The organism is Candidatus Binatia bacterium, assembly GCA_023150935.1.
Lineage (GTDB): Bacteria > Desulfobacterota > Binatia > HRBIN30 > HRBIN30 > JAKLJW01.
This window is the reverse complement of record JAKLJW010000024.1, coordinates 1-24,572: the sequence shown is the minus strand read 5'-3', so window position 1 is coordinate 24,572 and position 24,572 is coordinate 1. Positions and strand designations below refer to the sequence as shown.

Sequence of the window (24,572 nt, the reverse complement as noted above, 5' to 3'; positions counted from 1 at the left end):
TGCGGATGCGGCAGTTCGCCGGGCACGAGTCCCCTTCGACGAGATTGCCGTCGTCGCACGTTTCGCCGACGTCGAAGTTCACGACGCCGTTGCCGCAGAGCGCCGGCACGGTGGGCGTCGGGTTCGGCGTGACGGTACCGTCCGTTGGGGTCGGGGTCGGCGTCGGGGTCGGAGCCGGGCAGCCGTTGGTGGCATTGTTGACGGCGCTGATGATGTCGTCGATCGCGACAAGAGTATCTCCGTTGCCGTCGGCGGCGGGGCAGGTGTCGAGAACGGCAGCCCCGTTGGCGATATTTACCATGGTGATGATCTCGTCGACGGTGACCTCGCGGTCGCCGCCGCAGTCCCCCGTGCATTGGGCGCGTGCCAGGGTGGCACCGGCTACCAGCACGGCGAGAGCGCAGCCGCTTCTGACGAGCCAGCCTGAGCGAGTGCGACGAGCCTGGTTGTGCATGAACGGGTTCCTCCTGTGGGTGACGGTGTGGGCGCGATCAGTTGAGGAGATACGACAGACCAACGTTGAACGTGGCGCCGGTTCGGAACCGACTGGTGATGAAGCCGTTTTGGGTGTCGAGGTAGCGATCGTTGAGCATGTTCTCGACGCTGAACTTGCCGGTGAGAGGGATGTCGAGCGCCCGAAAGCGCCAGAGCAGGACGAGATCGAGCTGGTTGCGCGGTTCCTGGTACTCGTCGTCGAGGCCGTTCACGCCGGCGTAGGCGATCGAGCGGCCCGCGGTCGTGTAGAGCAGCCGCCCGATACCGCGCTCGCCGAAGTCGTATTCGAGGTTCGCGTTGATCGTGTAAGGCGCCTGCCCCTGAAGTGGGCGGTTGCGGTTGGTGATGTCGATGCGCGCGTCGGGCGAGATGTCGACCGTCGAGTCGATCAGCGAGACGTTGACGTTCAGGTTGAGGTTGGCGAAGTACGGCGCCGACCAGCGAGTGTAGTCCTGACGCGCGGCCCACGGGCCGACGAATCCGAAGTTCTTCCGCACTTCGAACTCGGCGCCATAGAGGGAGGCGCTCTCCGCATTGACAAACGTAATGACCGTGCTGCTGCTCTTCGTGTTCAGCACGTCCTCGATGGGGTTCGCGAGGTCCTTGTAGAACACGCTGATCGAGGCCAGCTCGACGGGGGAGAAGAACCAGTCCCATCGCAGGTCGAAGCTGTCGATGCTGCCGGAGACGAGATCCTGGTTGCCCTCGGTCGGCGGGTCGCCGGGCCTGGTAATGTAAAGCGTCGGGTCGAGTTCGCGAAAATCGGGTCGCGATACGGTCTGGCTGTAGCCGGCGCGCAGTGTCATGTCGGTGCGCGGCGACCAGATCAGGTTCACCCCGGGCAGGGGATCGAGGTTGTTGAGGTTGGTCTGCCGCGCCGATTTGGCACGGATGTAGGAGTACTCCGTGCGCACGCCGGCATTGAGACGGAGGACGTCCTGCAGCAGCGGTAGTTCGAGCAGGCCGTAGAATGCGGCCACTTCTTGCGAGGCTTCGAAGTTCTGGCAGCCGGCCTGCGGGTTGGAGGGGGAACAGATCCCGCTCAGGTCGTTGAGGCCGACCAGCGGTCCCAGGTTCGTCCCCCAGAGCACCGCCTCGGGTCGCCTGGAGAGATCGATCCCGGAATTCGAGAGATTCGGGCCGTTGTCGTAGACGAAGACGCGGTAGTTGACGTTGCGATCGCGGTACATGTAGGCCGGACCGAAACGGAAATGGGCATCCAGACCGCGCCAGACGTCGGTGTACGGCAACGCGGTCTTGAAGGGCAGGTCGGCGTCGATGGCCGAGTCGGTGAGGTACTCGTCGAGATCGAGGAACGTGCGCGTCGGGCTGCGGCCGGACGCGCCCTGGATGTCGAGCGCGGGGACCGCTCCGGGCGCAAAGGCGTAGCGGTAGTAACGGTTGTCCGGAGCCTGCTCGGTCGTTTGCGATAGCGCGGTGCGCCAATCGAGCGATAGCCAGTCCCAGCGGTGCCGGCCGGTAAGCTGCCCGAAGGCGAGTTGGTCTTCGGTGTACTCGAGAGACGTGGCAGTCGAGTCGAGGCCGTTGTCCTGCGTATCGAACCCGGTTTGGACGGCGGTCTGGTCGCTGGTGTTGCGGTTGACGAAGGTCCGGAAGCCGAGCCGATGACTGGTGCTGAGGTCGTATCCGGAGGTTAGTAAGGCGCCGAGATTGGTGCTGAACGTATCGACGGGGCCGGAGTAGCTTTGCCGCAACTCGATCGTGCCGCCGGTGCCCGGCTGCTGCATGACCTGATCGACCGTGTTCGGCTGGCTAACGTACTTGGTGCCGTAGGTCACACTGACGGTCCCGCCGAGTGGTCCCCATTTGTTACCGACGGAACCCTGGAGGCGGAAGTTCGGCGGCGCGGCCATCGTCTGCGGCGTCCAGATATTGCGGAACGCCGACGCGTAGACGCGATCCTGCGCCTGCGTGGCCTGGCTGCGAATGACCCTGGGATCGCTCGGAATGATAGCGGGCAGGGCCCGATATCCGGAGCCGAAGCCGAAGTAGTCGAGCGAGCTGCCCTGGTAGGTCAGGAAGTCCTGGAACGTCGAGTTGGTGTTGAAGCCGAGCGTGAAGCCGCCGCCGTAGGTCAGCCGGTCCGGCGCTTCTTCCAGGGTGATGTCGACGAGGCCGCCGGAGAAATCGCCGGGCAGGTCCGGCGAGTACGTTTTGACCACCGACAGCGCGTCGATGAAGTCGGCCGGGAAGAGATCGAGCGGGACAACGCGGACATTGGGGTCGGTGCTGGGCAGCCGGCTGCGGTTGAGCAGGCCGTAGCTGTAGCGCTCGCTCAGGCCGCGTACGTAGACGAACTTGCCGTCCTCGATGGTCACGGCCGGCAGCCGGGTCGCGATTTCCGCCGCGTCCGAATCGGGCGACTTGGCGATGGTTTGCGCACCGATGTTGTCTTCGACGACATCGCTGGCCTTGCGCTCGAGGAGCTGGGTGGCTTCCGCCGCCTTCTTCGCTTCGGCGACCACCTCGACGACTTCGACCCCGGCGCCGGCCTCGGGCTTGAGGTTGGTGTCGGCGACGGTGGTCAGGTTCGGCTTTACGACGACGTTTTGGAGGCGGGTCCCAACATATAACGGCGCAAAGACCCGCAGTTCGTACGTGCCGGGCGGGAGCCGCAACGAGTATTTGCCGTCGAGATCGGTGCGCACGCGCTTGCCGGTCTGCACGACTTCGACGCCCGCCTCGATGATCGGATCGCCGGTGCTCTTGTCGAGGACACGCCCCTGGACGGTACCTTGAGTGGACGGCGCTGCGCCGGAGGGCGAAGGCCGGGCGGTGGGCGCCGCCGCCGGGGCGGTCGCCGGCGGTCGGGGGGCGCGCGTCGGTGCAACAGGCTGCGCCTGGGCGAATGCAGTTCGGACCGCGAACACGGTGACCAGGGTCAGGAAGGTCAGCGGGGTCACAAGCGCACCCATGAGGCGCGGAAGCGTCGTTTCACAGCGCACGCGAATGGCTCCAGGGCAAACGGTCGGCGGTGGTCGCGTCCCTCTTGACGCTCCTTGCCGGCGACGCGGCACTTGATACTCGGGCGGGGTTACAGGGGGGTTACACCGCGGTGAAGGTTGCGTGACCCTCGCCGCAGTTACCGAACGGTAACGAAGCCGCAACCCGCGCGTAGCCGATCCGGGGTATCACGGGAGGCGTCGCGCAGGATGCAGATGTTCGACGGAGGATCGACCGCAGTCGACAGCTTACGGAGGGGATCAAGGACGAGCGCGGATGCCTCATGGGGTGAAGGTCCGTCCGCACGATACGAGGGCGGTAAGAGGGACGATCGATTGGGAGTTAAGAGGAGCAGTACCCGCCGCGCAGCCTTGCAGGGGAGTGCGTAACTACGCGGCGGGTCCCCAACCCAGCGGGTGCCGAGGTGGCGCCCGCGACCAACGGGAGGAGACCGAATCATGTATCACAGCATGTTGAGAACGCGAAAGGCGCTCGTCGTAGTCGCGGCATTGATGGCCGCGAACCTGGTGACGGCGCGTGCGGCGATGGCCGCATCGGATCCGGTTAAGTGCCAGCAGTCGATTTTGGCGGCGGCGCAGAAGTACGAGGACGCGCGCGCCAAGACGCTGGCGAAGTGCGAAGAGGCGAAGGTGAAGGGCAAGTTGGCGGTGACCACCGTCTGCGATGCCACCGTGGCCCCGCCGGGGGACCAGAAGACGATCGACAAGATTGCCAAGGCCGACCTGAAACGGGCCGGGGCGCTCGCCAAGGCGTGCGGCGGCGACGACAAGGCGTTTGGCGGCGGCGACGATCTCGCACTGAGCGCCATCGGTTGGGCCGGCCGCGTTCCGGCGTGCGACGAGGGCGAGCGGGACGGACTTAGCTGTCAGACTGGCGCCGACTGTCCGGGGAAGTGCCTGGACGGGACCCGCGAGGGCCAGGGCGTCAACTGCACGAGCGAGGCAAGCACGACCGGCCTGTGTCCCTCGGGTTGCGTTGGAACGTGCGTTAGCGGCGGGAATGCCGGCAACGACTGCACGACGGATAGTGACTGCCCGGGATCCACGTGTGGATCGAAGGTGTGTCTGGGCGGGACCAACGATGGCAACGCCTGTACGACTTCCGGGGACTGCCCGGGCAACAACTACTGCGACATCTCCAACGGGTGTGGGGCCTACGGCCGCGTGGCCGACGAGTGCCCGGACATCGAGAAGTCCGGCTGCAACAACGCCCTGGCGACCCTGGCGGACATCGACACGTGCGTGAAGTGCGTGAGCGAAACCGGCGTGGATCAGGTGGTCGACAATTTCTACGCCAGCCTCTCCCCGCTTTCGACGGATAAGGCGCTCGAGAAGTGCAAGCAGGCAATCGGGAAGAACGGCATGAAGTTCCTCTCGGCGCACCGCAAAGCCCTTGCCGGATGCCAGAAGAACGCACTGAAGGACGGTGCCCCGAACTCGTGCCCGGACACCAAGGCCACCGGCAAGATCGACAAGGCCCGGACCAAGCTCCTCGATGGCATCGCCAAGGCGTGCGGCGGGGACGACAAGGCCTTCGGCGGCGGGGACGACATCGCGCCGGACGCCATCGGCGCACCACTGTCCTGCCCGAACGTCGACCCGCCGGGTGCGACGCCGAGCTGCTACGACTTCATCGCGACGGTTCAGGACCTGGCGAACTGCGGCGCCTGCCTCGTCGACTACAAGGCCATCGTTCTCGATGCGGTTGCGGTGGCCGCGGACGATCCGACGCCGGGCGAGCTCAACGCGCTTTGTGGCAACGGCAAGATCGACGCGGGTGAAACCTGCGACGACGGCAACGTGGTGGACGGCGACGCTTGCCCGGGGGACTGCAGCATCGAGTCCTGCTCGGTGACCGGCTCGGCCACGGCGACCGTGTCCTTCACCGTTCCCGGGGGCATGGACGTGACCGCCCTCAGCATCTACCTCGATTACCCCGAAGCAGCGGTGGCCATTCCGGGCTCCGGCAGCCAGGCCGCGGTGCAGAATGCCATCACCCTCATTCCGGGCAACAACGCGACGTTCACGCCGAACGACCTCAACTACGCCCTGCGCAATGTCATAGTCGACAACGACGTGCCGCCGACGCCGCTGCCGCCGGGCGCTCCTGGCCTGTTCGACATCGCGTTGCAGCGCTGCGGGGCGGCACCGCTGCCCGTCCCGGGTGACTTCAACTGCCGCGTCGAGAGTGCCTCGGCCGCCGGAGGCGTCAGCGTCTTCTCGGCGACCTGCTCGGTGACGGCGGTGACGCCGTAACGGCGCGAGCGCGAGATGGTGCGAGTGTCCTGTAGACCTGTTTTTCGGACAACCGAACGAAGGAGACACGAAATCATGAAGTCGACGAGAATCCTTTTTGCACTGGCCGGTGCCTGCGCCGTCGTCCTCTGGGCGGCGGCGGCGCCGGCACAAGTGTCGCCGGCAGCGGACCTCAACAACGACGGGGCGGTGACCGCCGGGGACGTGACGATTCTAACGAGTTGCGCACTGGGGACGTGCAGTCCGGCGGCGGCGACGCTGTGTGGCGGCGCCGGCCTCGGCAGTGTCATTACCGGGTCGTCGCCGTCGGTTCGTTGCGGCGACACCTTTGGCGACGGCAACACAACGACGGAGATAAACAACGACCTGGCGGTGCTCGTCCGCCTCGTGGCCGGTCTGCAGATCGACTACACTCCGGCCGGCGCCTCGGTCGGATCGGACCGTGCCGGGTGCACCGGTACGCTGCCAACCTGCTCGTCCGGCACCTGCGTTGGCGGCAGCCGCTCCGGTGCGGCGTGCGTCGACGAGACCGACTGCCCCTCGATCGAGATCGCGGCTGACATCACCGCCAGCGAGGTCTGGCCTTCGACCTGCCGCGTCATGCTGACCGATACTGTCGAGGTGACCACGCCGGCCGCTGCGGCGGCGACGACGGTGCTCACCATCGAGAAAGGCACCCAGGTTGTCGGCGACACAACCGCGGTCGGGGTACCCGCCCTTGTCATTGCTCCGGGCGCGCGCATCGTCGCCATCGGCACGGAAGCGGAACCGATCGTCTTCACCAGCAACAACGCGCCGCGGGCCGCCAACGATTGGGGCGGACTCAACCTCAACGGCCGCTCGACGGTCAACCGGCCCGGATGCGTGAACGAGGCGGAAGGGCTGCCCTTTCAGTATGGCGGCTGCGTGACCGACGATAACTCGGGGATCGTGACCTACGCCCGCGTGGAGTTCGCGGGCCGCCTGTTCACCCCGGACAACGAGCTGAACAACTTCACGCTCAACGGCGTCGGGTCAGGTACGCGCGTGAGCTACGTGCACGCGCACAAAGGCGCCGACGACTGCATCGAATGGTTCGGGGGCACCGTCGAAACCGATCACCTCGTGGCCTCGGAGTGCGGCGACGACGGTTTCGACTGGCAGCTCGGTTTCACCGGAGCGATGCAGTTCGGCCTCTACGTCCACAGCGGCGGCAACCTCTCCGCCGGCAGCAGCCAGAGCCGTGGCATCGAGGCCGACAATTCGGAGTTCGGCTTCAACGACCTGCCGCGGTCGCGCCCGCAGATGTGCAACGTGACGTTGGTCGGGTCGACGGCAGGCGGACACGACCGCGGCATCATCCTGCGCCGCGGCAGCGCCGGGAATCTGGCGAACTTCGTCGTTACCGGATTCAAGAACGAGGGCGTGAATCTGAACGACGCCGACACCACGGCGGCGGCTTGCAGCGCCGGACCCGTGCTGACCGGCAACACGACGCTCGGCAGCTCGGTAATCTACGCGACCGGTGGCGGTGGGACGACCTACTGCTCGGGTGGCTCCGGTAACTGCACCACCTCGGCGTGGTGTGGACTGCAGACGAACCTCGGTCTGGGCACGAACGTCGGTGCGGCCGGCTACCCGGCGTCCGGCGAGCTTTACAACACGGTCCTGGCTACTCCGGGGGCGTTCTCGGTTACCAGCGGCGCCTGCTCGGCGATCAACGGTAACTTTGTCGACACAGCCTACGTCGGCGCGTTCAACCCGTCGCTTTCCTGCAGCGTGGCCGGCACGGGTGCGGGTGCCGATTGCGATTGGCTCAGCAAACCCTGGAACAACTTCGACTCGTAGTCGGGTTATCCATCGGTAGAGTCAGGACCTCGGCCGGGGGCGTTTGCGCGTCCCCGGCCGGGGATTCTTAAGGAGCGTGAAAGGCGTCATGCGAAACCACTGCACAACCGTCCGTGCGATACTTCCTGCTACGGCAAAGACGATCGCCGGCCTGCTGGTTGCGACGTGGCCGGCGTTTGCCGCCCCCGTGCCCACGCCGCCGAGTGCTTCCGCCCGCCCGCCCGCACTTGCCGGCGGGGCGCCGTCGATCGATGCGTTGGTCGACCGACTGCTGGCGGCCGTGGCGGCAAACGATCCGCAGCAGTTGCGGGCCCTGCGGGTGACGGAAGAGGAGTACCTCGGGATCATCGTGCCGTGGACCGTTCCGCCCGGGCAGGCGCCGCGCGGCACTTCGGCGAAGTCGGCCGCGTACATGTGGCGCGGCCTGGAAACCCGCAGCGACTATTTCATGCAGGCCCTGCTCGACGAGTTCGGCGGTCACGTGTTGCGGCGAACCGCGCCCAGCTTCACGAAGGAGCCACGGGGTTTCGCCGGCTACACGGCCTACGGCAAACTGCGGCTGGACGTGGTCGACGCCGACGGCCGTGCCGGCGTGCTGCGCAGCGGCACCATCGTCGACGTGAACGGGCAGTATAAGTTCATAGGCCTCAACTGGGACGATTGAGGCGACGCGTAATCGTTTCTTCATACTGCCGTAACTCCGCAGTAGCGCGGCGATGGCATACTTCGGCCGCTAGTCGGGGCTCCACCGCACCGGATCGCAACGACGTTCGGGACCTTGAGGCTACGACCGGATCTTATGGAGGAGACGGCCAGTTCATTCGGCAGTTACGGGCGTACCGACCAGGTGCAGCGCCACTGGATGGCCGCGGGGTTGGCGTCGCTGGCGTTGTACGGCGGGTTGCTTGTGGCGGCGGCCGTGGTCGGAACGGCGGCCAAGAACATGGTGGCCCCGCCGCCGTCGGTCGACGTCACCTTCGTCGAGAAGGTGGTCAAACCGGAACCGCCGCCACCGCCGCCGCCGGAACCGGTGATCGAAAAGCCGAAGCCGCCGCCGGCCGCTGCTCCGGTCATACCCAGGGACATGAAGGTGCGTAAGCTGGAGGCGCCGCCGCCGCCGAAGGAGCTGGTGGCACCGAAGGAGATGCCGCAAGCGGTGCCTGAAGAGGCCGACCCCAGCGAGGATAAGGGGATAGCGGTTTATGGCGAACCCGGGGACGGCGATCCGGCGGGGCTCGAAGGGGGTAGTGCGGACGGTGTGGCGGGCGGGCAAGTCGGGGCTATCGCCCTGCCGGAGGATGCCGAGCCGCCGATGCCGGTGGAAGCGAACGCACCGCCTGCTTATCCGCAAGAGGCGCGAGCGGCGGGCAAGACCGGTATGGTCATCCTCAAGGTCGTCATTCGCGCCGACGGTAGTATCGACAAGGACAACATTCAGGTGATGCGCGGCGACGAGCCGTTCGTGAGCGCCGCGCTGTCGGCCGTGAAGACGTGGCGGTACGAGCCGGCGCGCTATCAGGGCCAGCCGATCACCGTCTACCGAATCATCCAGATCCCGTTCAAGTTGACCGTCTGAAGTCGAACGACGAAGCCGTATGGCGTCCAGGGCAGAAACCGTCGGGTGTGCGCGCCAAGGAGGGAGAGCATGTCATTCAGTTGGATAGAGATCTGGCAACACATGGGTGCCCCGGCACTGGCGATCGCCGGGGTCCTGGCGATCATGGGCCTGGCGTCTCTGACCGTGTTGGTGGAGCGTCTGATCGTTTTGCGCCTGTCCCGTTCGTCGTCGCGCAAGTTTGCGGCGGCGATCGGCGAGGCCATGCGGCACGGCCAGTTCGACAGGGTCGTCGAGTTGGCGGAGGAGCATAAGCGCGGCCATCTGGCGCGGATCGTCCGCTCCGGGCTGACGACCTACCAGCACGCGACGCGCACTGCGGACGTCGGCGGGTTGCCGCCCGTCGAGCGCACGCGGCGGCATCTGGAACGTTTCATGGAGGAGGTCGGAGCGGATCTGCGGCGCGGCATGTCGGTGCTCGCCACGGTCGGGTCGACGGCACCTTTCGTGGGCCTGCTCGGCACCGTGGTCGGCATCATCACCGCCTTCCAGGGCATTGCGGCTACCGGTTCGGGCGGCCTGTCGTCGGTGTCGGCCGGCATTTCGGAAGCACTTGTCGAGACGGCCCTGGGCCTCGCCGTAGCGATCCCGGCAGTGCTGGCGTTCAACTATCTGTCGGGAAAGATCGCGGCCGAGGAACTCATGCTCAACCACTCCGCCGGGGAGCTGCTCGACACCGTCGACGATTTCGCGGAAAGGGCTGCCCTGGCCGCGATACCCGCCGTGCCGGTCAACAGGCCGGCCCGAGTCGACGGCGAGCCGCGCCCGGCACGGCTGGCGCGCCATAGCGCCGAGGCGGTGGCGTGACCGGCGGATTCGCCCGCAGGTGCGACCTCTCCGGCGGCGTAACGCCCACCATCAACGTTACGCCGCTGGTCGACGTGGTGCTGGTGCTGTTGATCATCTTCATGGTCGTGGCGCCGCAGCTCGAGAAGGACATCGCGCTGGACCTGCCGCAGATATTCAACCCCGATCCGGACGCGAAGATCGCCGAGCCGTTCAAGGTCAGTATCCCTGAGGCGGGCGAGTACTACCTTGACGACGAGGCCTACGATCTCGATCGCCTGATCGAGCACTTGAGCGCCGAGCGCGCTATCGACCCGATGCGACGGCTGGTCGTGCGGGCCGATGCCGGACTGAAATACAAGGACGTGCGCGAGTTCCAGAACCGGGTGCAAGAGGCGGGCTTTCCGGGAATGTCGTTCGTGGTGAATCAGAAGCACCGCGAAGGCGGCTCGGTGATGGTATCCGCAAAGGAGTCCGCGGCGGCGCCCGGCACCACGAATGACGAAGGCGCGGCGGCGAGCGCATCAGGCATGTCCGAGTCCTCGATGTCGTCGAGTGGTGCAGGGCCGGAAGCGGCGGCGGGTGCCATGCCGGGACCGGGGGCCGCACCGGCCGCGGGAGAGAACTGAGTCATGGCCATGCAGGTCGGCGGGGCGCGCGGCAAGGGGCCGGCGCCGGACATGAACGTGACGCCGCTGGTAGACGTTGTGCTCGTGTTGCTCATCATCTTCATGGTGATGACCCCGCTGGCCAACAAGAAGTTCTGGGTCCACACGCCCAAGCAGGAGAAACAGGAAATCGAGAAGAAGGAACTTGCCAACGAGCCGGAGCCGCCGCTGGTGTTGCGGGTCGAGGCCGACGCTACCGTCAAGGTCAATGGCGCCGCAGTGCCGCTGGCGGAACTTTCGGACCGGCTCCGGCGGATGTTCGCGGCTCGCGACGATCACATCTTATTTTTCGATGCCGCCGATGACGCCCCGTACGGGTTCGCGGTTCAGGCGATGGACGTGGCCCGCGAGGGGGGTGCCGTGACGATCGCTACGCTGACTACGGCGTTGCAGGCGGATCCCCCCGCCCCCGCCGCAGCAGCCGGGGACTCGGGGTCGTAAGGCGGGCGACGGGTGCCCGGGAGTGGGCATGCGGGACAACGACCGACGTACTGGAGTGCCGCCCGTGCGGGAACTGCTCGCGGCGCCATCGGAGCGCCTGCGTCGCGTGCCGCAACGCCGGCGCCTGGACGGCGGCGTACCCGACCGCCCCCGGCGACCCTACGAGCGGGGCCGGCTGCGCATCGACTTCGACGCCTACGAGGTCTACGTCGACGGCCGGGCGGCGCAGCTTTTTCTGCGCGAGTTCGAGTTACTGTGCTTCTTCGTCCAATGGCCGAATCGGGTATTCGACCGGGCCCAGATCATCGAGTCGATCTGGGGCGACGAGGGCGCCATCGACCAGCGAACGATCGACGTCCACGTTCGGCGCCTGCGCGCCTTGATCGAGCTTGATCCGGCGCGTCCCGAGCTGATCGTCACGGTGCGGCGGGTCGGTTACAAGTTCAACGAGCGAGCCCTCGCTCCCGCCCCGGACGGCGGGAGCCCGGCCTCGGTGCCGAGGTGGTAGTTGACGTCGATCATGCACCCGGCGATGCGAAAATCCCGGACGGACCACTTATACGGGTGAGGATGCCGTCGAGGTGGCGTTCCTCGCCATGGTGGTGCCTGGGGTGTTCGGGATGCGCCTCGAAAGCCCCGTCCGCGTCACGCCCCACGGCGGCGAGTTGCTTTGCTCGACGCTCCCGACGTTGACCGTGATCGGCGCATGAGCGCCGAGAAGACCGGCAGCGGCACCGGCAAGGGGGGCCGCCATCGGCACCGCCGTCGCCTGCAGCCGCTTGATCTAGAAATACCGGCGGCGGTCACCGTCGGTCGCCTTGCCGTTCCCCTCGGCGATATTCAGCGGGATCGCTGGCGATGCTCGCAGCAACTGCTCCTTCGCGTTTCGCTGCCCCTTGATGCCTTCACAGAGCCGATACGCCCAGCCAACGTACTCGATGGCCGCGCGATATACCTCAAGTCGCTCGTGGCCGAAGATCATCGTGCTGTCATCGATTCCGATGCCGATTCCGACCCCGACCCCGATCGATCAAGCCTAACGCTGCGTCTCAGGCGCCGCGCCGCCGAGCCGGCCTCTCCTCCGTACTCGTACTCGTTCACGTACTCGTACTCGTTCACGTACTCGTACACGGCCACGTCCCCGTGAACTTCCAACCGCTCGTGGTGCAATTTCTTCGCTGCGTGCCCTCAGTCCGTGTACGAGTACGTGTACCGCTTCGCCGAGTACGCGTACGGAGTGGAAGGCGAACGCCGAAGCTCACCACCAGGAGTACCATCGTCCCCTGACACCGGATGGGGCGTTTGTGCGGAGGATCGGCTCCGGGTCCAGGATGGCGCCGTGCAGGACTACCGCGCACGCCAGCGCAGGTGCGGCCCGTCCAGGACCAGCACCAGCGCGTTCAGGATGTTGCGGCCGAGGATCCCGACGGTGTCGTCGATGAGGAGAAACCGGCCAACGAAGGCGCGACCGAGCCAGGTGAGTTCGAGACGAACCGTTGGTGCACGGCTTGACGTCCCGTCGAACCCGAGCAACTCGTACTCCCTTCCGGGAACGACGGTCGCTTTGATCCGGCTGACGGCGCTGCGGGGGACGAGCGTGACGTCCGCGCCGCTGTCGGTGAGCATTGGCACGTCCGTGCACGCGAGGCGGCGCCTCACATTGGTGAGCGAGACATGAGCCAGTGGCGCAGGCGGCGCAAACGCCTCGGCGTCATACCGCGGCATCCGTAATGTCCATCTCGAAGTCAGCCGCCTCTTCCGGACGGCGCAAGCGCGGGCTGAAGATACGGGCGCGCGGTGCCTCACCTGGAACCAGCACGTACACACGGGCTCCGTCGGGGATTTCCGCGCCCGGGGGCAGGCGCACGGTCCCGCGCCGCACGATTCCTTCGACAGCCCGTACCGTTGGGACGCGCGGCTGCTGCGTGCCCCTGGGCGCTTTCGTGCGAGGCGCTCCCATGTGCTCTCTGGTACCGCCTTCGCGGCGCAAGGGCAAGCGGACGATCGGGGGGACGATCGGGGACACCCATGTCCTGCGTGAGGACGCGGGAGCATATCCCGCCGGTCTTGCCCTCGAAAACGACGCCATGGGCGTGAAATCGGCCTGATCTGGTCATCGAAAGCCAGGGATTACCGCAGGTAGTCGTGATCCGACCCGCGTAAAACCGGGCAGGTATGACGGTGCCGCATTAACGGCAATACGCCCTTACGAGCCGTTAACCGAGTTGCAGCCTGATTGTAACGTGGCTGTAACATTGATCCTGTACCCTGCTCGTCGACTGTGGTCGGTTTCCGCGCGTCGGAAGGACGTACGGACGGATCGTTGTAACTGCGCCGGCGGTACTGTCGGCAGCTGGCGCGGGCTGGGTCAGGTGCTCGACGACAAAGGAAAGAACCTGATGCGATTCGAATTTCTGGTGCTCTTCGGGGCGCTGCTGCTCCACCTGCCGTTGCCGGCGGCTGCGGACGCGCCGATCGAAGTTGACCCCGCTCTCGCCCCGTATCAGAAAGTCAGCGGTATCTCGGGCAATCTGAACAGCATCGGTTCCGACACGATGAACAACCTGATGACCTACTGGGCGGAGGGTTTCAGCAAGTTCTACCCCAACGTCCGCGTGCAGGTCGAAGGAAAGGGGTCGAGCACCGCGCCGCCGGCGCTGATCGCCCGCACCGCGCAGCTCGGGCCAATGTCGCGGCCGATGAAGGACACCGAGATCGACGCTTTCGAAACCCAGTTCGGCCACAAACCCACCGGTTTTCGGACCTCGCTGGATTCTCTGGCGGTGTACGTCAACAAGGACAACCCGCTGCAATCGCTCACCATGCCGCAAGTCGATGCGATGTACTCCAAGACCCGGCGTCTCGGGTACAAGGAGCCGATTTCTACGTGGGGGCAGGTCGGCCTGACGGGGGATTGGAAGTCGATGCCGATCAGCCTGTACGGCCGCAACTCGGCCTCCGGTACGTATGGGTTTTTCAAGGAGCACGCGCTGAACAACGGCGACTTCCGAAACGAGGTCAAGGAGCAGCCCGGGTCGGCGTCGGTGGTGCAGGGGGTCACGCGGGATCGCGCCGGGATCGGGTACAGCGGCATCGGCTACCGGACCTCGGGCGTCAAGGCGTTGGCGCTGGCGCCGGGGGAAGGTGCGGCGGCTGTGGCGGCGACCCCGGAGCACGTCTACGACGGCACGTATCCGCTGGCGCGCTTCCTGTTCGTTTACGTGAACAAGGACCCGGAGAAACCACTCGATCCGCTGGTGCGGGAGTTCGTCAAGTTCATCTTTTCTAGGGAGGGTCAGGCGGTGGTCATCAAAGATGGCTACCTGCCGGTGCCGGCGGTGGTAGCGCGGGAAGAGATCGAGAAGATCCAATAGGGGGCTGGCGCCGCCGCCGGCACGGGAGCCCACGATTCAGACTGCCGAGACAGATTCTCGCTGGTTGGCACGGCCGATTGCGGCGGGGTGGACCCGTCGCGCGGTTACCGACGGCGCGGCAAGGTGGCTCGTCCGTGCGGGCGGCATGGCAACCATCGCCAGCATTCTGGCGATTCTGGTGTTCATAGCGGCCGAAGTGTGGCCGCTTTTTCGCCCGCCGCACGCCCGGGTGAAAGCTACCCTCGATCCGTTCAGTGCTGCGCCTCCGCTGGCGGCCGCGGTCGATGAGTCGCGCGACGTTCTCGAGTTGATCGGCGGCGATGGTGTCGCGCGCTTCGTCTCGCTGGTCGACCGCTCCGTCTTGCAGGAAACCCCGCTTCCCGGACTGGCCGGGAAACGCATAGCGGCGGTGACGCGTGCCGGGATCGACGATCTGCTGATCGCGACCGACGACGGTAAGTTGTTCGGCGTGCGCATCCCTTTCGATGTGGTGCGTTCCGCCGGCCGGCGAACGGTGCGTCCGCGCTTGCAGGAAACCGGGGCGTGGACTCTGTCGGAGAAGGGCGAGACGCCGTATCTGCTGGCCGCGAGCGTGCCGGGGGACACCGGTATCACGGCGGTAACCGCGCGCGCGGAGGCGGGCCCCGAAGTGCTTGCCGTGCGGGAAAGCCGCAACCTTTTTGGGGCTGTGCGGCGCAAGGAAACGCGGCAACCGTTACCGCTCGACCGTGGTGGCCGGGCGACGGCGGTTGTTGTCGACCCGCCGGGGAGCGCCGCGTACATAGGCGCTTCCGACGGCCGCCTGTATCACTGGGACCTCGGCAATCCGGCGGCGCCGGTGCTCGTCGATGCGCGTGCGGCAACGGCCAACCCCGGCGTTGCGGTGACCGCGCTGGCATACTTGCTGGGCGGGCGATCGGTGATCGTCGGCGACGCCTCCGGTAAGGTGAGTGTCTGGTTTCCCGTGCGGGATGCTGCCCGGCCGAGCGGCTGGCGTCTGCAACGGGTGCACGAGTTCGAACCCCACGTGGCGGCGGTGACCGCGTTGGCGCCCTCGCCGCGGGGCCGCAGCTTTCTCAGCACCGACGCGAGTGGCAAGGTCGTCTTGCGCCACGCCACTTCGGGGGCGACGCTGCTCGAACTGCAGAATCCGCTCGGGCCGCTCACGACGTTGGCCTTCGCACCGAAGGCCAACGGCGCCCTGGCCGTCAACCCGGCCGGGGCCGCGCTCGAATGGGACATTCACAACCCGCATCCCGAGGTGTCGCTGAAGACGCTGTTCGGCAAGGTGTGGTACGAGGGCTATTCCCAGCCCGAATACGTATGGCAGTCGACGGGCGGAACCGACGACTTCGAGCCCAAGCTAAGTCTCGTGCCGCTGCTCTTCGGCACGATCAAGGGCACTCTGTACGCCCTGTTATTCGCCATTCCGCTGGCGGTACTGGCGGCAGTATACACTTCGCAGTTCGCGCACCCGAAGCTGCGTCACGTCGTCAAGCCGACGGTCGAGATCATGGCGGCGCTGCCGAGCGTCGTGCTCGGGTTCCTGGCCGGATTGTGGCTCGCCCCGGCGATCGAGCCGGTAGTGCCCGGCGTGCTGGCGGCAACGCTGGTGCTGCCCCTCCTGGTGCTCGGTTTCGGGGCGGTATGGCACCGGCTGCCGTTCGCGCTGCGGCGGCGGTGCGGAGTCGGAACCGAAGTGCTCGTCGTCATCCCCCTGCTCCTGATTGGCGTGCAGATCTGTCTGGCCGCCAACGGCCTGCTCGAACGCTGGTTCTTCGACGGCGACTTTCGCACCTGGCTGTTCCAGAGCGTCGACGTCAGGTTCGATCAGCGGAACGCCTTGATCGTCGGTTTTGTCATGGGCTTTGCGGTGATCCCGATCATCTTCACGATTTCCGAGGATGCGCTGGCCAACGTCCCGAACCATCTCACCTCGGCCTCGCTGGCCCTGGGCGCGACGGCGTGGCAAACCGCCGTGCGAGTGGTGCTGCCGACCGCGAGTCCGGGGATTTTCTCGGCAACGATGATCGGCTTCGGACGGGCCGTCGGCGAAACCATGATCGTGCTGATGGCAACGGGGAATACGCCGGTGCTCGATTGGAGCATCTTCAACGGCATGCGCACGTTGTCGGCGAACATCGCGGTCGAGATCCCGGAAGCGCCGCACGGCGGGACCCTGTATCGAGTTCTGTTCCTTACCGCGCTGCTCCTCTTCATCGCCACCTTCATCGTCAATACGGTGGCGGAACTGGTGCGCTTGCGGCTGCGCCGGCGCTACCAACAGCTCTGACCATGCAGAACCTGATCCGACGCGGGGATCCATTCATCTGGCTCACCGGTGGGGCGCTGGCGACGAGCTTACTCATGATCGTCGCCCTGCTGCTGTTGGTGCTCACGCGCGCCCTGGGCTTCTTCTGGCCGAACGACGTCGTCCAACTCAGCTTGCGCGACGGGCAGACGGTCATCGGACAGGTACGTGGCCGGGAGGCCATTCCGGCCGCCGACGGCGGCGCGACGGGGGCGTACCGGATTCAGGTGCAAGTCGGCAACCGCGACATCTCCGGGGCGGACTTTCGGTGGGTGGACGAACGGGACATCGTCGGTACGGCGTACCCCGCGGATGCGGTGGTACTGGAGCGGCGCGAGTGGGGTAACCTGTTCGGCATGGTCCGGGACGTTCGCGTCGGCGACGAGGTCGTCGCTTCCGGCCCGGCCGCGGGCTGGGACGCCCTGGTGACTCGCCTTCCCGCCGCTCACGCCTTGAACCGGCGCATTCGTCGCATCGAGCGAGGCACCATCGGCGATATCAACTACGCGATGGAACAGAGCCGTCTCGCCATCAAGCGGGCCACCGAGCGCGGTGAGGACGGCGGCGCGGTGGAGGCGGCTACGGCGCGACTGCGCGCGCTTGACGCGGAGTACGAGCGGGAGTACGCGCAGCTCGGGACGCTGGTCGCCCAGAGTCGTGTCGACCAGGTGGTTATGAGCGTCGCCGGTGGACAGACGAAGGATGTGCCGCTGACGCAGATCGTGCGGGCTTACCGGCCGAACTCGATGTCGGTCGCTGCGAAAGTGCGGCTTTATCTTGCCCGTCTCTGGGAGTTCGTATCGGCCGACCCGCGCGAGTCCAACACCGAGGGCGGGGTGTTCCCGGCCATTTTCGGCACTGTGCTGATGGTGATGATCATGAGCGTTGCCGTGGTTCCGTTCGGTGTGCTGGCTGCCCTCTACCTGCGGGAGTATGCCCGTCAGGGTGCGATCGTGCGGGTCGTGCGTATCGCCGTGAACAATCTCGCCGGCGTGCCGTCGATCGTCTTCGGCGTCTTCGGACTCGGTTTCTTCGTTTACTTCCTGGGCGGTAACCTCGACGCGCTGTTCTTCCCCGAGCGTCTGCCGACGCCGACCTTCGGTACCGGAGGCATACTGTGGGCTTCGCTGACGTTGGCGCTGCTCACCGTGCCGGTGGTGATCGTCGCGACGGAAGAGGCGTTGGGGGCCGTCCCGCGCGAGCATCGGGAGGGATCGCTGGCGCTCGGCGCGACGCAGTTCGAGACCATCTGGCGGGTGGTGCTGCCGGCGGCGCTGCCGGGCATTCTGACCGGTTTGATCCTGGCGATGGCGCGGGGGGCCGGCGAGGTGGCGCCGTTGATGATTACGGGCGTGGTGAAACTCGCTCCGACGTTGCCGATCGACGGGCACTTCCCCTTCCTGCACCTCGACCGCAAGTTCATGCACCTCGGCTTCCATATTTACGACGTCGGCTTTCAGTCGCCGAACGTCGAGGCCGCCAAGCCGATGGTGTATGCCACCACGTTGCTGCTCTTGGCCATCGTCATTACACTCAATCTCACCGCCATCGTCATTCGAGGGCGCTTGCGGCGCCGATTGGCAGGCTCGACGTTCTGAGGGGACTTATGAGCGCTAATGTGACCGGAGCCCGCATCATGATGCCACCGACCCTGCGCCGACCCCTTGCCGCAGCGGCGCCGGCGGCGATTGCGGAGGGAGCGGTAGCGGCGGGTACGCAAACGGTGATCGCGGTCGAGGGCCTGTCAATGTCCTACGACGGCAGCACGTTCGCCATTAGCGACATCACCCTCGACATCGGCAAGCACCGGGTGACGGCGTTCATCGGCCCGTCGGGATGCGGCAAGTCGACGCTCTTGCGCTGTTTCAATCGGCTGAACGACCTGATTGCCGGAGCCCGCGTGACCGGCCGCATAACCCTCGACGGTATGGACATCAACGATCCGCGCGTCGACGTTACCACCCTGCGCAAACGCGTCGGCATGGTCTTCCAGAAATCCAACCCGTTTCCCAAGTCGGTTTACGACAACGTCGCGTACGGGCCGCGGATCGCCGGCCTGCGCGACCGGCGCAAACTCGACCTCATCGTCGAGAAGAGCTTGCAAAACGCCGCGCTGTGGGACGAGGTCAAGGATCGCTTGCACGCGAGCGCGCTCGGTTTGTCGGGCGGACAACAGCAGCGGCTGTGCATTGCCCGGGCGCTGGCGGTCGAACCGGAAGTGATCCTGATGGACGAACCCTGCTCGGCGCTCGACCCGATCGCCACGGCGCGTATCGAGGCGCTGATTCACGAGCTCAAGCGGCAGTACACCATCGTTATCGTTACCCACAATATGCAGCAGGCCGGACGTGTTTCCGACTACACCGCCTTCCTGTATCTCGGGCAACTCGTCGAGTTCGGCGCCACCGAGCAGATCTTCACGACGCCGCGGCGGAAGGAAACGGAAGACTACATCACCGGCCGATTCGGATGATACGAAGGGAGTTTGCCGTGGAAGCGCGCCAGCACACCGACCCGCACTACGAAGAAGAGCTGAAGAGCCTGCACCTGCACATTCTCGAAATGGGCGGGTTCGTGGAGAAGCAGATTGCCAACGCCGTCCTGGCGCTGACCGAGCGCGACGACGCACTGGCGAGACTGACCATCGGCCGCGATCACACGGTCAACCGAATGGACGTCGAGATCGACGAACTCTGCCTGCGGCTCCTCGCCCTGCACCAGCCGGCGGCCCGGGACCTGCGGTTGATAACGACGGCCTTGAAGATCAATGCCGACCTCGAACGTATCGGCGACATGGCGGTCAATATGTGCGAGCGGGTGATCGAACTCAACCAGGAGTCGCAACTGAAGCCCTTCATCGACATCCCCCGCATGGCCGAAGTGGCGCAAGAGATGCTCCGCGAGAGTCTCGACGCCTTCGTGCGCGAGGACGTCGATCTCGCCCTCAAGGTCTGCCGCGACGACGACATGATCGACGGTCTGACCCATCAGTTGGTTCGCGAGTTGCTCTCGTTCATGATCGAAGATCCGCACACCACGACGCGCGGCCTGCGCCTGATCTTTATCGCCAAGTACATCGAACGCATTGCCGACCATGCCACCAACATCTCCGAGATGGTCGTCTTCATGGTGAAGGGAAAGAGCATACGTCACCTCGATCAGGTGCCGCCGTTCGTCTGATGCGAGGCCCGATCGAGATTGCGCATGCGACGGCGACGCCGCCACGGGAACCGTGATGAGGCCAGTTAGCCGCTCCAGATCGGTCGGCGCCTCGGTGGCCGGTCGCGGTGCCGACGGCGACCGCAAGCTCATTCTCGTCGTCGAGGACGAGCGGGATATCGGCGAGCTGGTCCGTTTCAATCTCGAGCAGGAGGGATTTGCCGTCGCCGTAGCCGAAGACGGCGAGGCGGCCCTGCAGGCGGTGAACCGCGAGCGTCCGGCGCTGGTCATTCTCGACCTCATGCTGCCCGGCGTTCCGGGTCTCGACGTTTGCCGGCAGCTTCGCGGCAACGAGGCCACCGCCACCCTGCCCATCGTCGTGCTCACCGCCAAGGCCGCGGAGAGCGATCGCATCGTCGGCCTCGAAATGGGCGCCGACGACTACCTTACCAAGCCTTTCAGTCCGCGCGAGCTGGTCGCCCGCGTGCGGGCGGTGCTGCGGCGCGCGTACGGCGGCGAGGTCGAGCGTCGCCAGGACGTCTACGAGAAAGGCCGACTGCGCATCGACTTCGACAGGTACGAGGTGTTCGTCGACGGCAAATCGGTGGAGCTCTCGCTGCGCGAGTTCGAATTGCTGCGCTTCTTCGTGCGATCGCCGAACCGGGTCTTCGATCGGTTGCAAATCCTCGATCTCGTCTGGGGGCACGAGACGCATGTCGAACCCCGCACCGTGGACGTGCACGTGCGTCGCTTGCGGACGCGCATCGAGCGTGACGATGCCCATCCGGAGCTGATCGTCACCGTGCGCGGCGTGGGATACAAGTTCAACGACCGTGCCCTCCATTCGTAGCCTCCCGGCGCGGTTGCTGCTCCCGTACGTCGCCGTCGGCGCGGTTGTAGGTGTCGGTCTCTATTTCCGCGGCGGACGTGTCGCCGCCGCCGGTTTTGCGGTCGCCGCGCTGACGGCGGTGGCGCTGTTTCTGTGGGCGTACGTGCGCCTCGCTCGGCGGCTGGCCCGAGTTGCCGAGTTTTCCGCCGCGATCGCGGCCGGACAACCGCCGCCGCCCCTGACCCCCGAAGGGGACGACGCCGTCAGTCGTCTCGAACGCAGCTTGCTCGCCACGGCTAACAGCCTCTGGACCCAGCTCGAATCGGCGCGCGAGGAGAAGAGCAAACTGGAGGCGGTTCTCAGGGGCATGGTCGAGGGCGTTCTCGTCATCGATCGGTTGGGAACCATTCTGTTGTCGAATCAGCGCGCCGAGTGGCTGTTCGGCACCGCGTCGACGCACGGCAGCATGGTCGGTCAGCCGCTGATTAACGTGACCCGGGATCCAGACATCCAGGAACTCGTGCGCGAGGTCATGCGGGGCGATACGCGCCGTGGCCGCATGCGGGAGATCACCCTCGAAGGTGCCGGGCGCGAGAACCTGCAAGTTACCGCCACGCCGATTGACGAGCCCGGCGGGGTGCCGCGGCTGTTCATTCTCGTCTTTCACGACACTACCGAGTTGCGCCGCCTCGAAGCCACCCGGCGCGACTTCGTGGCCAACGTGTCGCACGAGCTGCGCACGCCGCTGACGGCTATCCGCGGATACGCGGAAACGCTGCGCGGCGGCGCCCTGCAGGACACCGAACTGGCGGACAGGTTTCTGCGCGTGATCGAGCGGCACTCGGAGCGTCTTGGTCGCCTCATCGACGATCTGCTCACTCTGTCGGACCTCGAGCTGGGTCGCACGGAGATCCAGCGCGGGCCGATGCCGCTGGTCCCCGCCGTCGACGCGGCCATCGAGGTGGTGCGCGAGAAGGCGCAACGGGGCAACGTGGAGATCCGGCGTCAGGTGCCGGCCGATCTGCCGCCCTTGAACGCCGATGCGGACCGCATCGAACAGGTTCTCGTCAACCTGATCGACAACGCCGTGAAGTACTCGCGTCCCGGTGGGGCGGTAACGGTCAGTGCCGCGGCGGTCGAGCAGCCCGCCGGCCCGGGCGCCCCGGCGGTACGCGACGTTGGCGGCGGACCATGGATCGAAATCCGCGTTGCCGACACCGGGGTCGGCGTGCCACGGCAGGACCTGCCGCGGCTTACGGAAAGGTTCTATCGCGTCGACAAGGCCAGGTCGCGCGAGCTCGGCGGTACCGGTTTGGGATTGGCGATCGTCAAGCACATCGTCCAGGCGCACCGCGGAGCCCTCTGGATCGAAAGCGAGGTCAACAAAGGCACGACGGTATACGTCTCGCTGCCCGCCGCCGATCTCAATCGCGTGGCTCCGCCGGTTCCGGCAGCGTGAAATAGAATGTCGCCCCGTTGCCGGGGACCGATTCGGCCCAGACCCTGCCGCCGTGTTTTTCGACGATGCGCTTGACGATGCTCAGGCCGATGCCGGTGCCCTCGAAATCCTGCGCGTTGTGCAGGCGTTGGAAGACCCGAAAGAGCCGGTCGCCGTGGTCCGGATCGAAACCGACACCGTTGTCGCGCACGTAAAGGACCCGATCGCCGTTATGTTGCTCGGCGCCAACTTCGATGCGCGCCGGCACCACCGGGCGGGTGAACTTAATGGCGTTGCCGAGGAGGTTGTCGAACAACTCGCGCAGCAACACCGGATCGCCCGATACGCGGGGCAGTTGCCCGACGACGAAGTCGATCGCGTGGTCGTTGTCGTGCTGCCGCAGATCTTCGAATGTTGCCCGCGCCAGTTCGGTAAGGTTGACGCTGCGTGGCTGCATCTCGGCCCGCCCGATGCGCACCAGTCGCAACAAGGCGTCGATGAGCTGGTTGATACGGACGCTGCCGGCCCGGACTCGATCGAGGTAATGGCGGCCCTCCAGGGGGAGGGCGGCCGCGTAGTCCTCCTCGAGAATGCGGATGAAACCCTCAATGTGCCGCAACGGTGCGCGCAAGTCGTGCGAAACCGAATAGTTGAAGGCGCTTAGCTCGGCGTTCGCTTCCTCCAGAGCGGCGGTACGCTGGGCGACGCGCTCCTCCAACTCGGCATTGATGCGCTGAATCGCCTCTGCGGCCTCCTTCTGTCCGGTAATGTCGTCGAGGACGACGGCGACGTAGCGCGGCTGCCCGGTTCCGTCCCGGATTAGCGCGGCCGAGACGCGCGCCCACACGACGCGGGAGTCCGGGGCGACGAAGGGCCTCTCCACCGCGTACGAATCGGCCTCGCCACGCACCAGCCACTCGAATCGCTGCCGCGCCCGCTCCGCGTAGTCGGGATGGCTGAGTTCCATGAACGACCTGCCCAGCAACAGATCGCGAGGAACGCCGGTGAGTTTGCAGAGCGCATCGTTGACCTCCACGAACTTGCCTTCGAGGTCGACGATGCAGATCGCTACCGCGGCGTGGTCGAAAAGTGCCCGGAACCGCGCCTCGCTGGCGCGCAGTTGGCGTTCCCGGTGGAGTTCGGCATCGAGCGCACGTGCCCGTTGCCGGCGGCCGAGGGAAAGCATCCCGGCACCGAAGGCCACCACGGCGAGGAGGGCAATCACGGTCGATCGCCGTATGGCCTTCTTGTACGTGGCAAAGGCCTCGGTTCGGTCGATCTTGCGGATCAGTCCCCAGCCCGGAACGTCGAGCCCGCGCGTCGCGGCCAGGACGCGCTCGCCGCGGTAGTCGCTGAACTCGCCGAATACATTGCGGCCAGCGGTTGCATCGCGGGCGGCGAGCCCCGGTGTGTCCGCGGGCAGCCGCAGCACTTTGCCGGGCTCGGCAAAGCGCAACGGAGATAGATAGGAAATACTGTCCCCGTGCCGGCGAACGATCAGGGCCTCCCCGGTCGAGACCGGAAGGCCCTCGGCCATGAGCAAAGGCCAGAGACGCACGGCAGGATCGACCAGCGTCAGCACCCATCCCATGATACGGCCGTTCGGCGCATTCTCCTCACGCACCGCCGCCGAGAACATAAGGAGCAGACGCCCGTCGATGGTTACGTCGGTAACCGCCGGTGGGTTGACGCCCAGATCGGTCAGGATCGTCGTCGGCACGGTGACCGACCCTACCGTGAAGGCGACCCGGCCTTGCGGGTCGATCACCGTAATGGCGCCGGCCACGCGTTCGTCGAGCGCTGTCGCGATGGCATCACGCAGGTGCCGTTCCTCTGCCGGCGGCAGTGGCTCGAGTCTGTCACCGGCCAACCGCTGTTGGAGGGCGGCGCGAACGGTCGGGAAGCCTGCGACCATGCGCGCGTCGCCACCGCGCTCGGTCAGCCATTCGTTCATCCATCCCCTGCGGTACTCCGCCGATGCCGACAACTGAGATTGCCAGAGCGCGAGGACTGCCCGGTAGTCGGTCCGGACCGACCACCACAAGATGCCGGCGACGACCGCCGCAAACGCCATTGTCAGTGCCGCCACGTGCCGTTGCGTTAGCACGGGCCACACCGCCGGCGCTTCCGCCGGCACAGCGGTGCGGGGAGCAACCATGGCCACGCTTAAGGATACGTCACGACGCGCCCGTGGGGAAACGGCGGGACGGGGGCTTGGGGGCGTGATGGCGTGGGGGCGTGAGGGGGGGGGCGGGATCGATGTCATTACGTTAGGCGGACGCGTGCCAGGCAGGCACCCCCTTCGACGGGGCTCAGCGCGGGCTACCGCCCGCAACCCAAAGCGAACAACCAGCCCGTTCGCCCCGAGTAGGAGCCCTTCCCCCGGGCT

At 66.2% G+C, this 24,572-nt stretch carries 21 protein-coding genes and 1 pseudogene; 16 read left to right on the top strand and 6 right to left on the bottom strand.

What is annotated here, in order from left to right; all coding sequences use genetic code 11:
- Positions 1 to 7 precede the first annotated feature (7 nt).
- Positions 8 to 100 (bottom strand): annotated as a pseudogene (locus tag L6Q96_14685) (hypothetical protein).
- Positions 101 to 491: 391 nt separating this feature from the next.
- Positions 492 to 3,431, bottom strand: a complete 2,940-nt coding sequence (locus L6Q96_14680) for a TonB-dependent receptor (GenBank protein ID MCK6555800.1) — start codon at positions 3,429 to 3,431, stop codon at positions 492 to 494.
- A gap of 498 nt (positions 3,432 to 3,929) precedes the next feature.
- Here L6Q96_14680 and L6Q96_14675 point away from each other — a divergent pair, with 498 nt between their 5' ends.
- The 8 genes from L6Q96_14675 (at position 3,930) to L6Q96_14640 (ending at position 11,580) form a co-directional block, all read left to right on the top strand.
- A complete protein-coding gene (locus L6Q96_14675) occupies positions 3,930 to 5,735 on the top strand; it encodes a hypothetical protein (GenBank protein ID MCK6555799.1) in 1,806 nt (601 codons plus the stop codon).
- A gap of 75 nt (positions 5,736 to 5,810) precedes the next feature.
- Positions 5,811 to 7,562 (top strand): hypothetical protein, encoded by a 1,752-nt coding sequence (locus L6Q96_14670; GenBank protein ID MCK6555798.1) that lies wholly within the window; start codon positions 5,811 to 5,813, stop codon positions 7,560 to 7,562.
- Positions 7,563 to 7,650: 88 nt separating this feature from the next.
- Positions 7,651 to 8,226 carry a hypothetical protein gene (locus L6Q96_14665; protein ID MCK6555797.1) on the top strand — a complete coding sequence of 192 codons (576 nt, stop codon included), beginning with the start codon at positions 7,651 to 7,653 and terminating at the stop codon, positions 8,224 to 8,226.
- Between the two features lie 114 nt (positions 8,227 to 8,340).
- Positions 8,341 to 9,138, top strand: coding sequence for a TonB family protein (locus tag L6Q96_14660; protein ID MCK6555796.1), 798 nt, complete (start codon positions 8,341 to 8,343; stop codon positions 9,136 to 9,138).
- A gap of 243 nt (positions 9,139 to 9,381) precedes the next feature.
- Complete coding sequence (locus L6Q96_14655) at positions 9,382 to 9,984, top strand: MotA/TolQ/ExbB proton channel family protein (protein MCK6555795.1); 603 nt, start codon at positions 9,382 to 9,384, stop codon at positions 9,982 to 9,984.
- Positions 9,981 to 10,592 carry a biopolymer transporter ExbD gene (locus tag L6Q96_14650; GenBank protein MCK6555794.1) on the top strand — a complete coding sequence of 204 codons (612 nt, stop codon included), beginning with the start codon at positions 9,981 to 9,983 and terminating at the stop codon, positions 10,590 to 10,592. The genes L6Q96_14655 and L6Q96_14650 overlap by 4 nt, the downstream gene beginning before the upstream one ends.
- Positions 10,593 to 10,595: 3 nt before the next feature.
- A complete protein-coding gene (locus L6Q96_14645; GenBank protein ID MCK6555793.1) occupies positions 10,596 to 11,072 on the top strand; it encodes a biopolymer transporter ExbD in 477 nt (158 codons plus the stop codon).
- A gap of 28 nt (positions 11,073 to 11,100) precedes the next feature.
- On the top strand, positions 11,101 to 11,580 hold the full coding sequence (locus tag L6Q96_14640) for a winged helix-turn-helix domain-containing protein (protein MCK6555792.1): 480 nt from the start codon (positions 11,101 to 11,103) through the stop codon (positions 11,578 to 11,580).
- A 276-nt stretch (positions 11,581 to 11,856) separates the two neighbouring features.
- Here the strand turns inward: L6Q96_14640 and L6Q96_14635 are convergent, their stop codons facing one another.
- The 3 genes from L6Q96_14635 to L6Q96_14625 form a co-directional block, all read right to left on the bottom strand.
- Entirely contained in the window at positions 11,857 to 12,054 is a 198-nt protein-coding gene (locus L6Q96_14635) for a four helix bundle protein (protein ID MCK6555791.1), read from the bottom strand.
- Positions 12,055 to 12,419: 365 nt separating this feature from the next.
- On the bottom strand, positions 12,420 to 12,797 hold the full coding sequence (locus L6Q96_14630) for a retropepsin-like domain-containing protein (protein ID MCK6555790.1): 378 nt from the start codon (positions 12,795 to 12,797) through the stop codon (positions 12,420 to 12,422).
- A complete protein-coding gene (locus L6Q96_14625) occupies positions 12,784 to 12,954 on the bottom strand; it encodes a hypothetical protein (protein MCK6555789.1) in 171 nt (56 codons plus the stop codon). Before L6Q96_14625 ends, L6Q96_14630 begins: the two co-directional genes overlap by 14 nt.
- A gap of 76 nt (positions 12,955 to 13,030) precedes the next feature.
- On the opposite strand from L6Q96_14625, the gene L6Q96_14620 reads away from it, so the two are divergent.
- From L6Q96_14620 to L6Q96_14585, 8 genes are all read left to right on the top strand, one after another.
- Entirely contained in the window at positions 13,031 to 13,180 is a 150-nt protein-coding gene (locus L6Q96_14620) for a hypothetical protein (GenBank protein MCK6555788.1), read from the top strand.
- A gap of 291 nt (positions 13,181 to 13,471) precedes the next feature.
- Entirely contained in the window at positions 13,472 to 14,446 is a 975-nt protein-coding gene (locus L6Q96_14615; GenBank protein ID MCK6555787.1) for a phosphate ABC transporter substrate-binding protein, read from the top strand.
- Between the two features lie 64 nt (positions 14,447 to 14,510).
- A complete protein-coding gene (locus L6Q96_14610; GenBank protein ID MCK6555786.1) occupies positions 14,511 to 16,739 on the top strand; it encodes an ABC transporter permease subunit in 2,229 nt (742 codons plus the stop codon).
- A gap of 2 nt (positions 16,740 to 16,741) precedes the next feature.
- Positions 16,742 to 18,355, top strand: a complete 1,614-nt coding sequence (pstA, locus tag L6Q96_14605; protein ID MCK6555785.1) for a phosphate ABC transporter permease PstA — start codon at positions 16,742 to 16,744, stop codon at positions 18,353 to 18,355.
- A 149-nt stretch (positions 18,356 to 18,504) separates the two neighbouring features.
- Positions 18,505 to 19,230, top strand: a complete 726-nt coding sequence (pstB, locus tag L6Q96_14600) for a phosphate ABC transporter ATP-binding protein PstB (protein MCK6555784.1) — start codon at positions 18,505 to 18,507, stop codon at positions 19,228 to 19,230.
- Between the two features lie 89 nt (positions 19,231 to 19,319).
- The gene (gene phoU / locus L6Q96_14595) at positions 19,320 to 19,937 is read left to right on the top strand and encodes a phosphate signaling complex protein PhoU (GenBank protein ID MCK6555783.1); all 618 of its coding nucleotides are present in this window, start codon (positions 19,320 to 19,322) and stop codon (positions 19,935 to 19,937) included.
- Positions 19,938 to 19,992: 55 nt separating this feature from the next.
- The gene (locus L6Q96_14590) at positions 19,993 to 20,766 is read left to right on the top strand and encodes a response regulator transcription factor (protein MCK6555782.1); all 774 of its coding nucleotides are present in this window, start codon (positions 19,993 to 19,995) and stop codon (positions 20,764 to 20,766) included.
- Positions 20,750 to 22,204 carry a cell wall metabolism sensor histidine kinase WalK gene (locus L6Q96_14585; protein ID MCK6555781.1) on the top strand — a complete coding sequence of 485 codons (1,455 nt, stop codon included), beginning with the start codon at positions 20,750 to 20,752 and terminating at the stop codon, positions 22,202 to 22,204. The genes L6Q96_14590 and L6Q96_14585 overlap by 17 nt, the downstream gene beginning before the upstream one ends.
- Here L6Q96_14585 and L6Q96_14580 read toward each other — a convergent pair.
- Entirely contained in the window at positions 22,170 to 24,341 is a 2,172-nt protein-coding gene (locus L6Q96_14580) for a PAS domain S-box protein (protein MCK6555780.1), read from the bottom strand. The genes L6Q96_14585 and L6Q96_14580 overlap by 35 nt on opposite strands.
- Positions 24,342 to 24,572 lie beyond the last annotated feature (231 nt).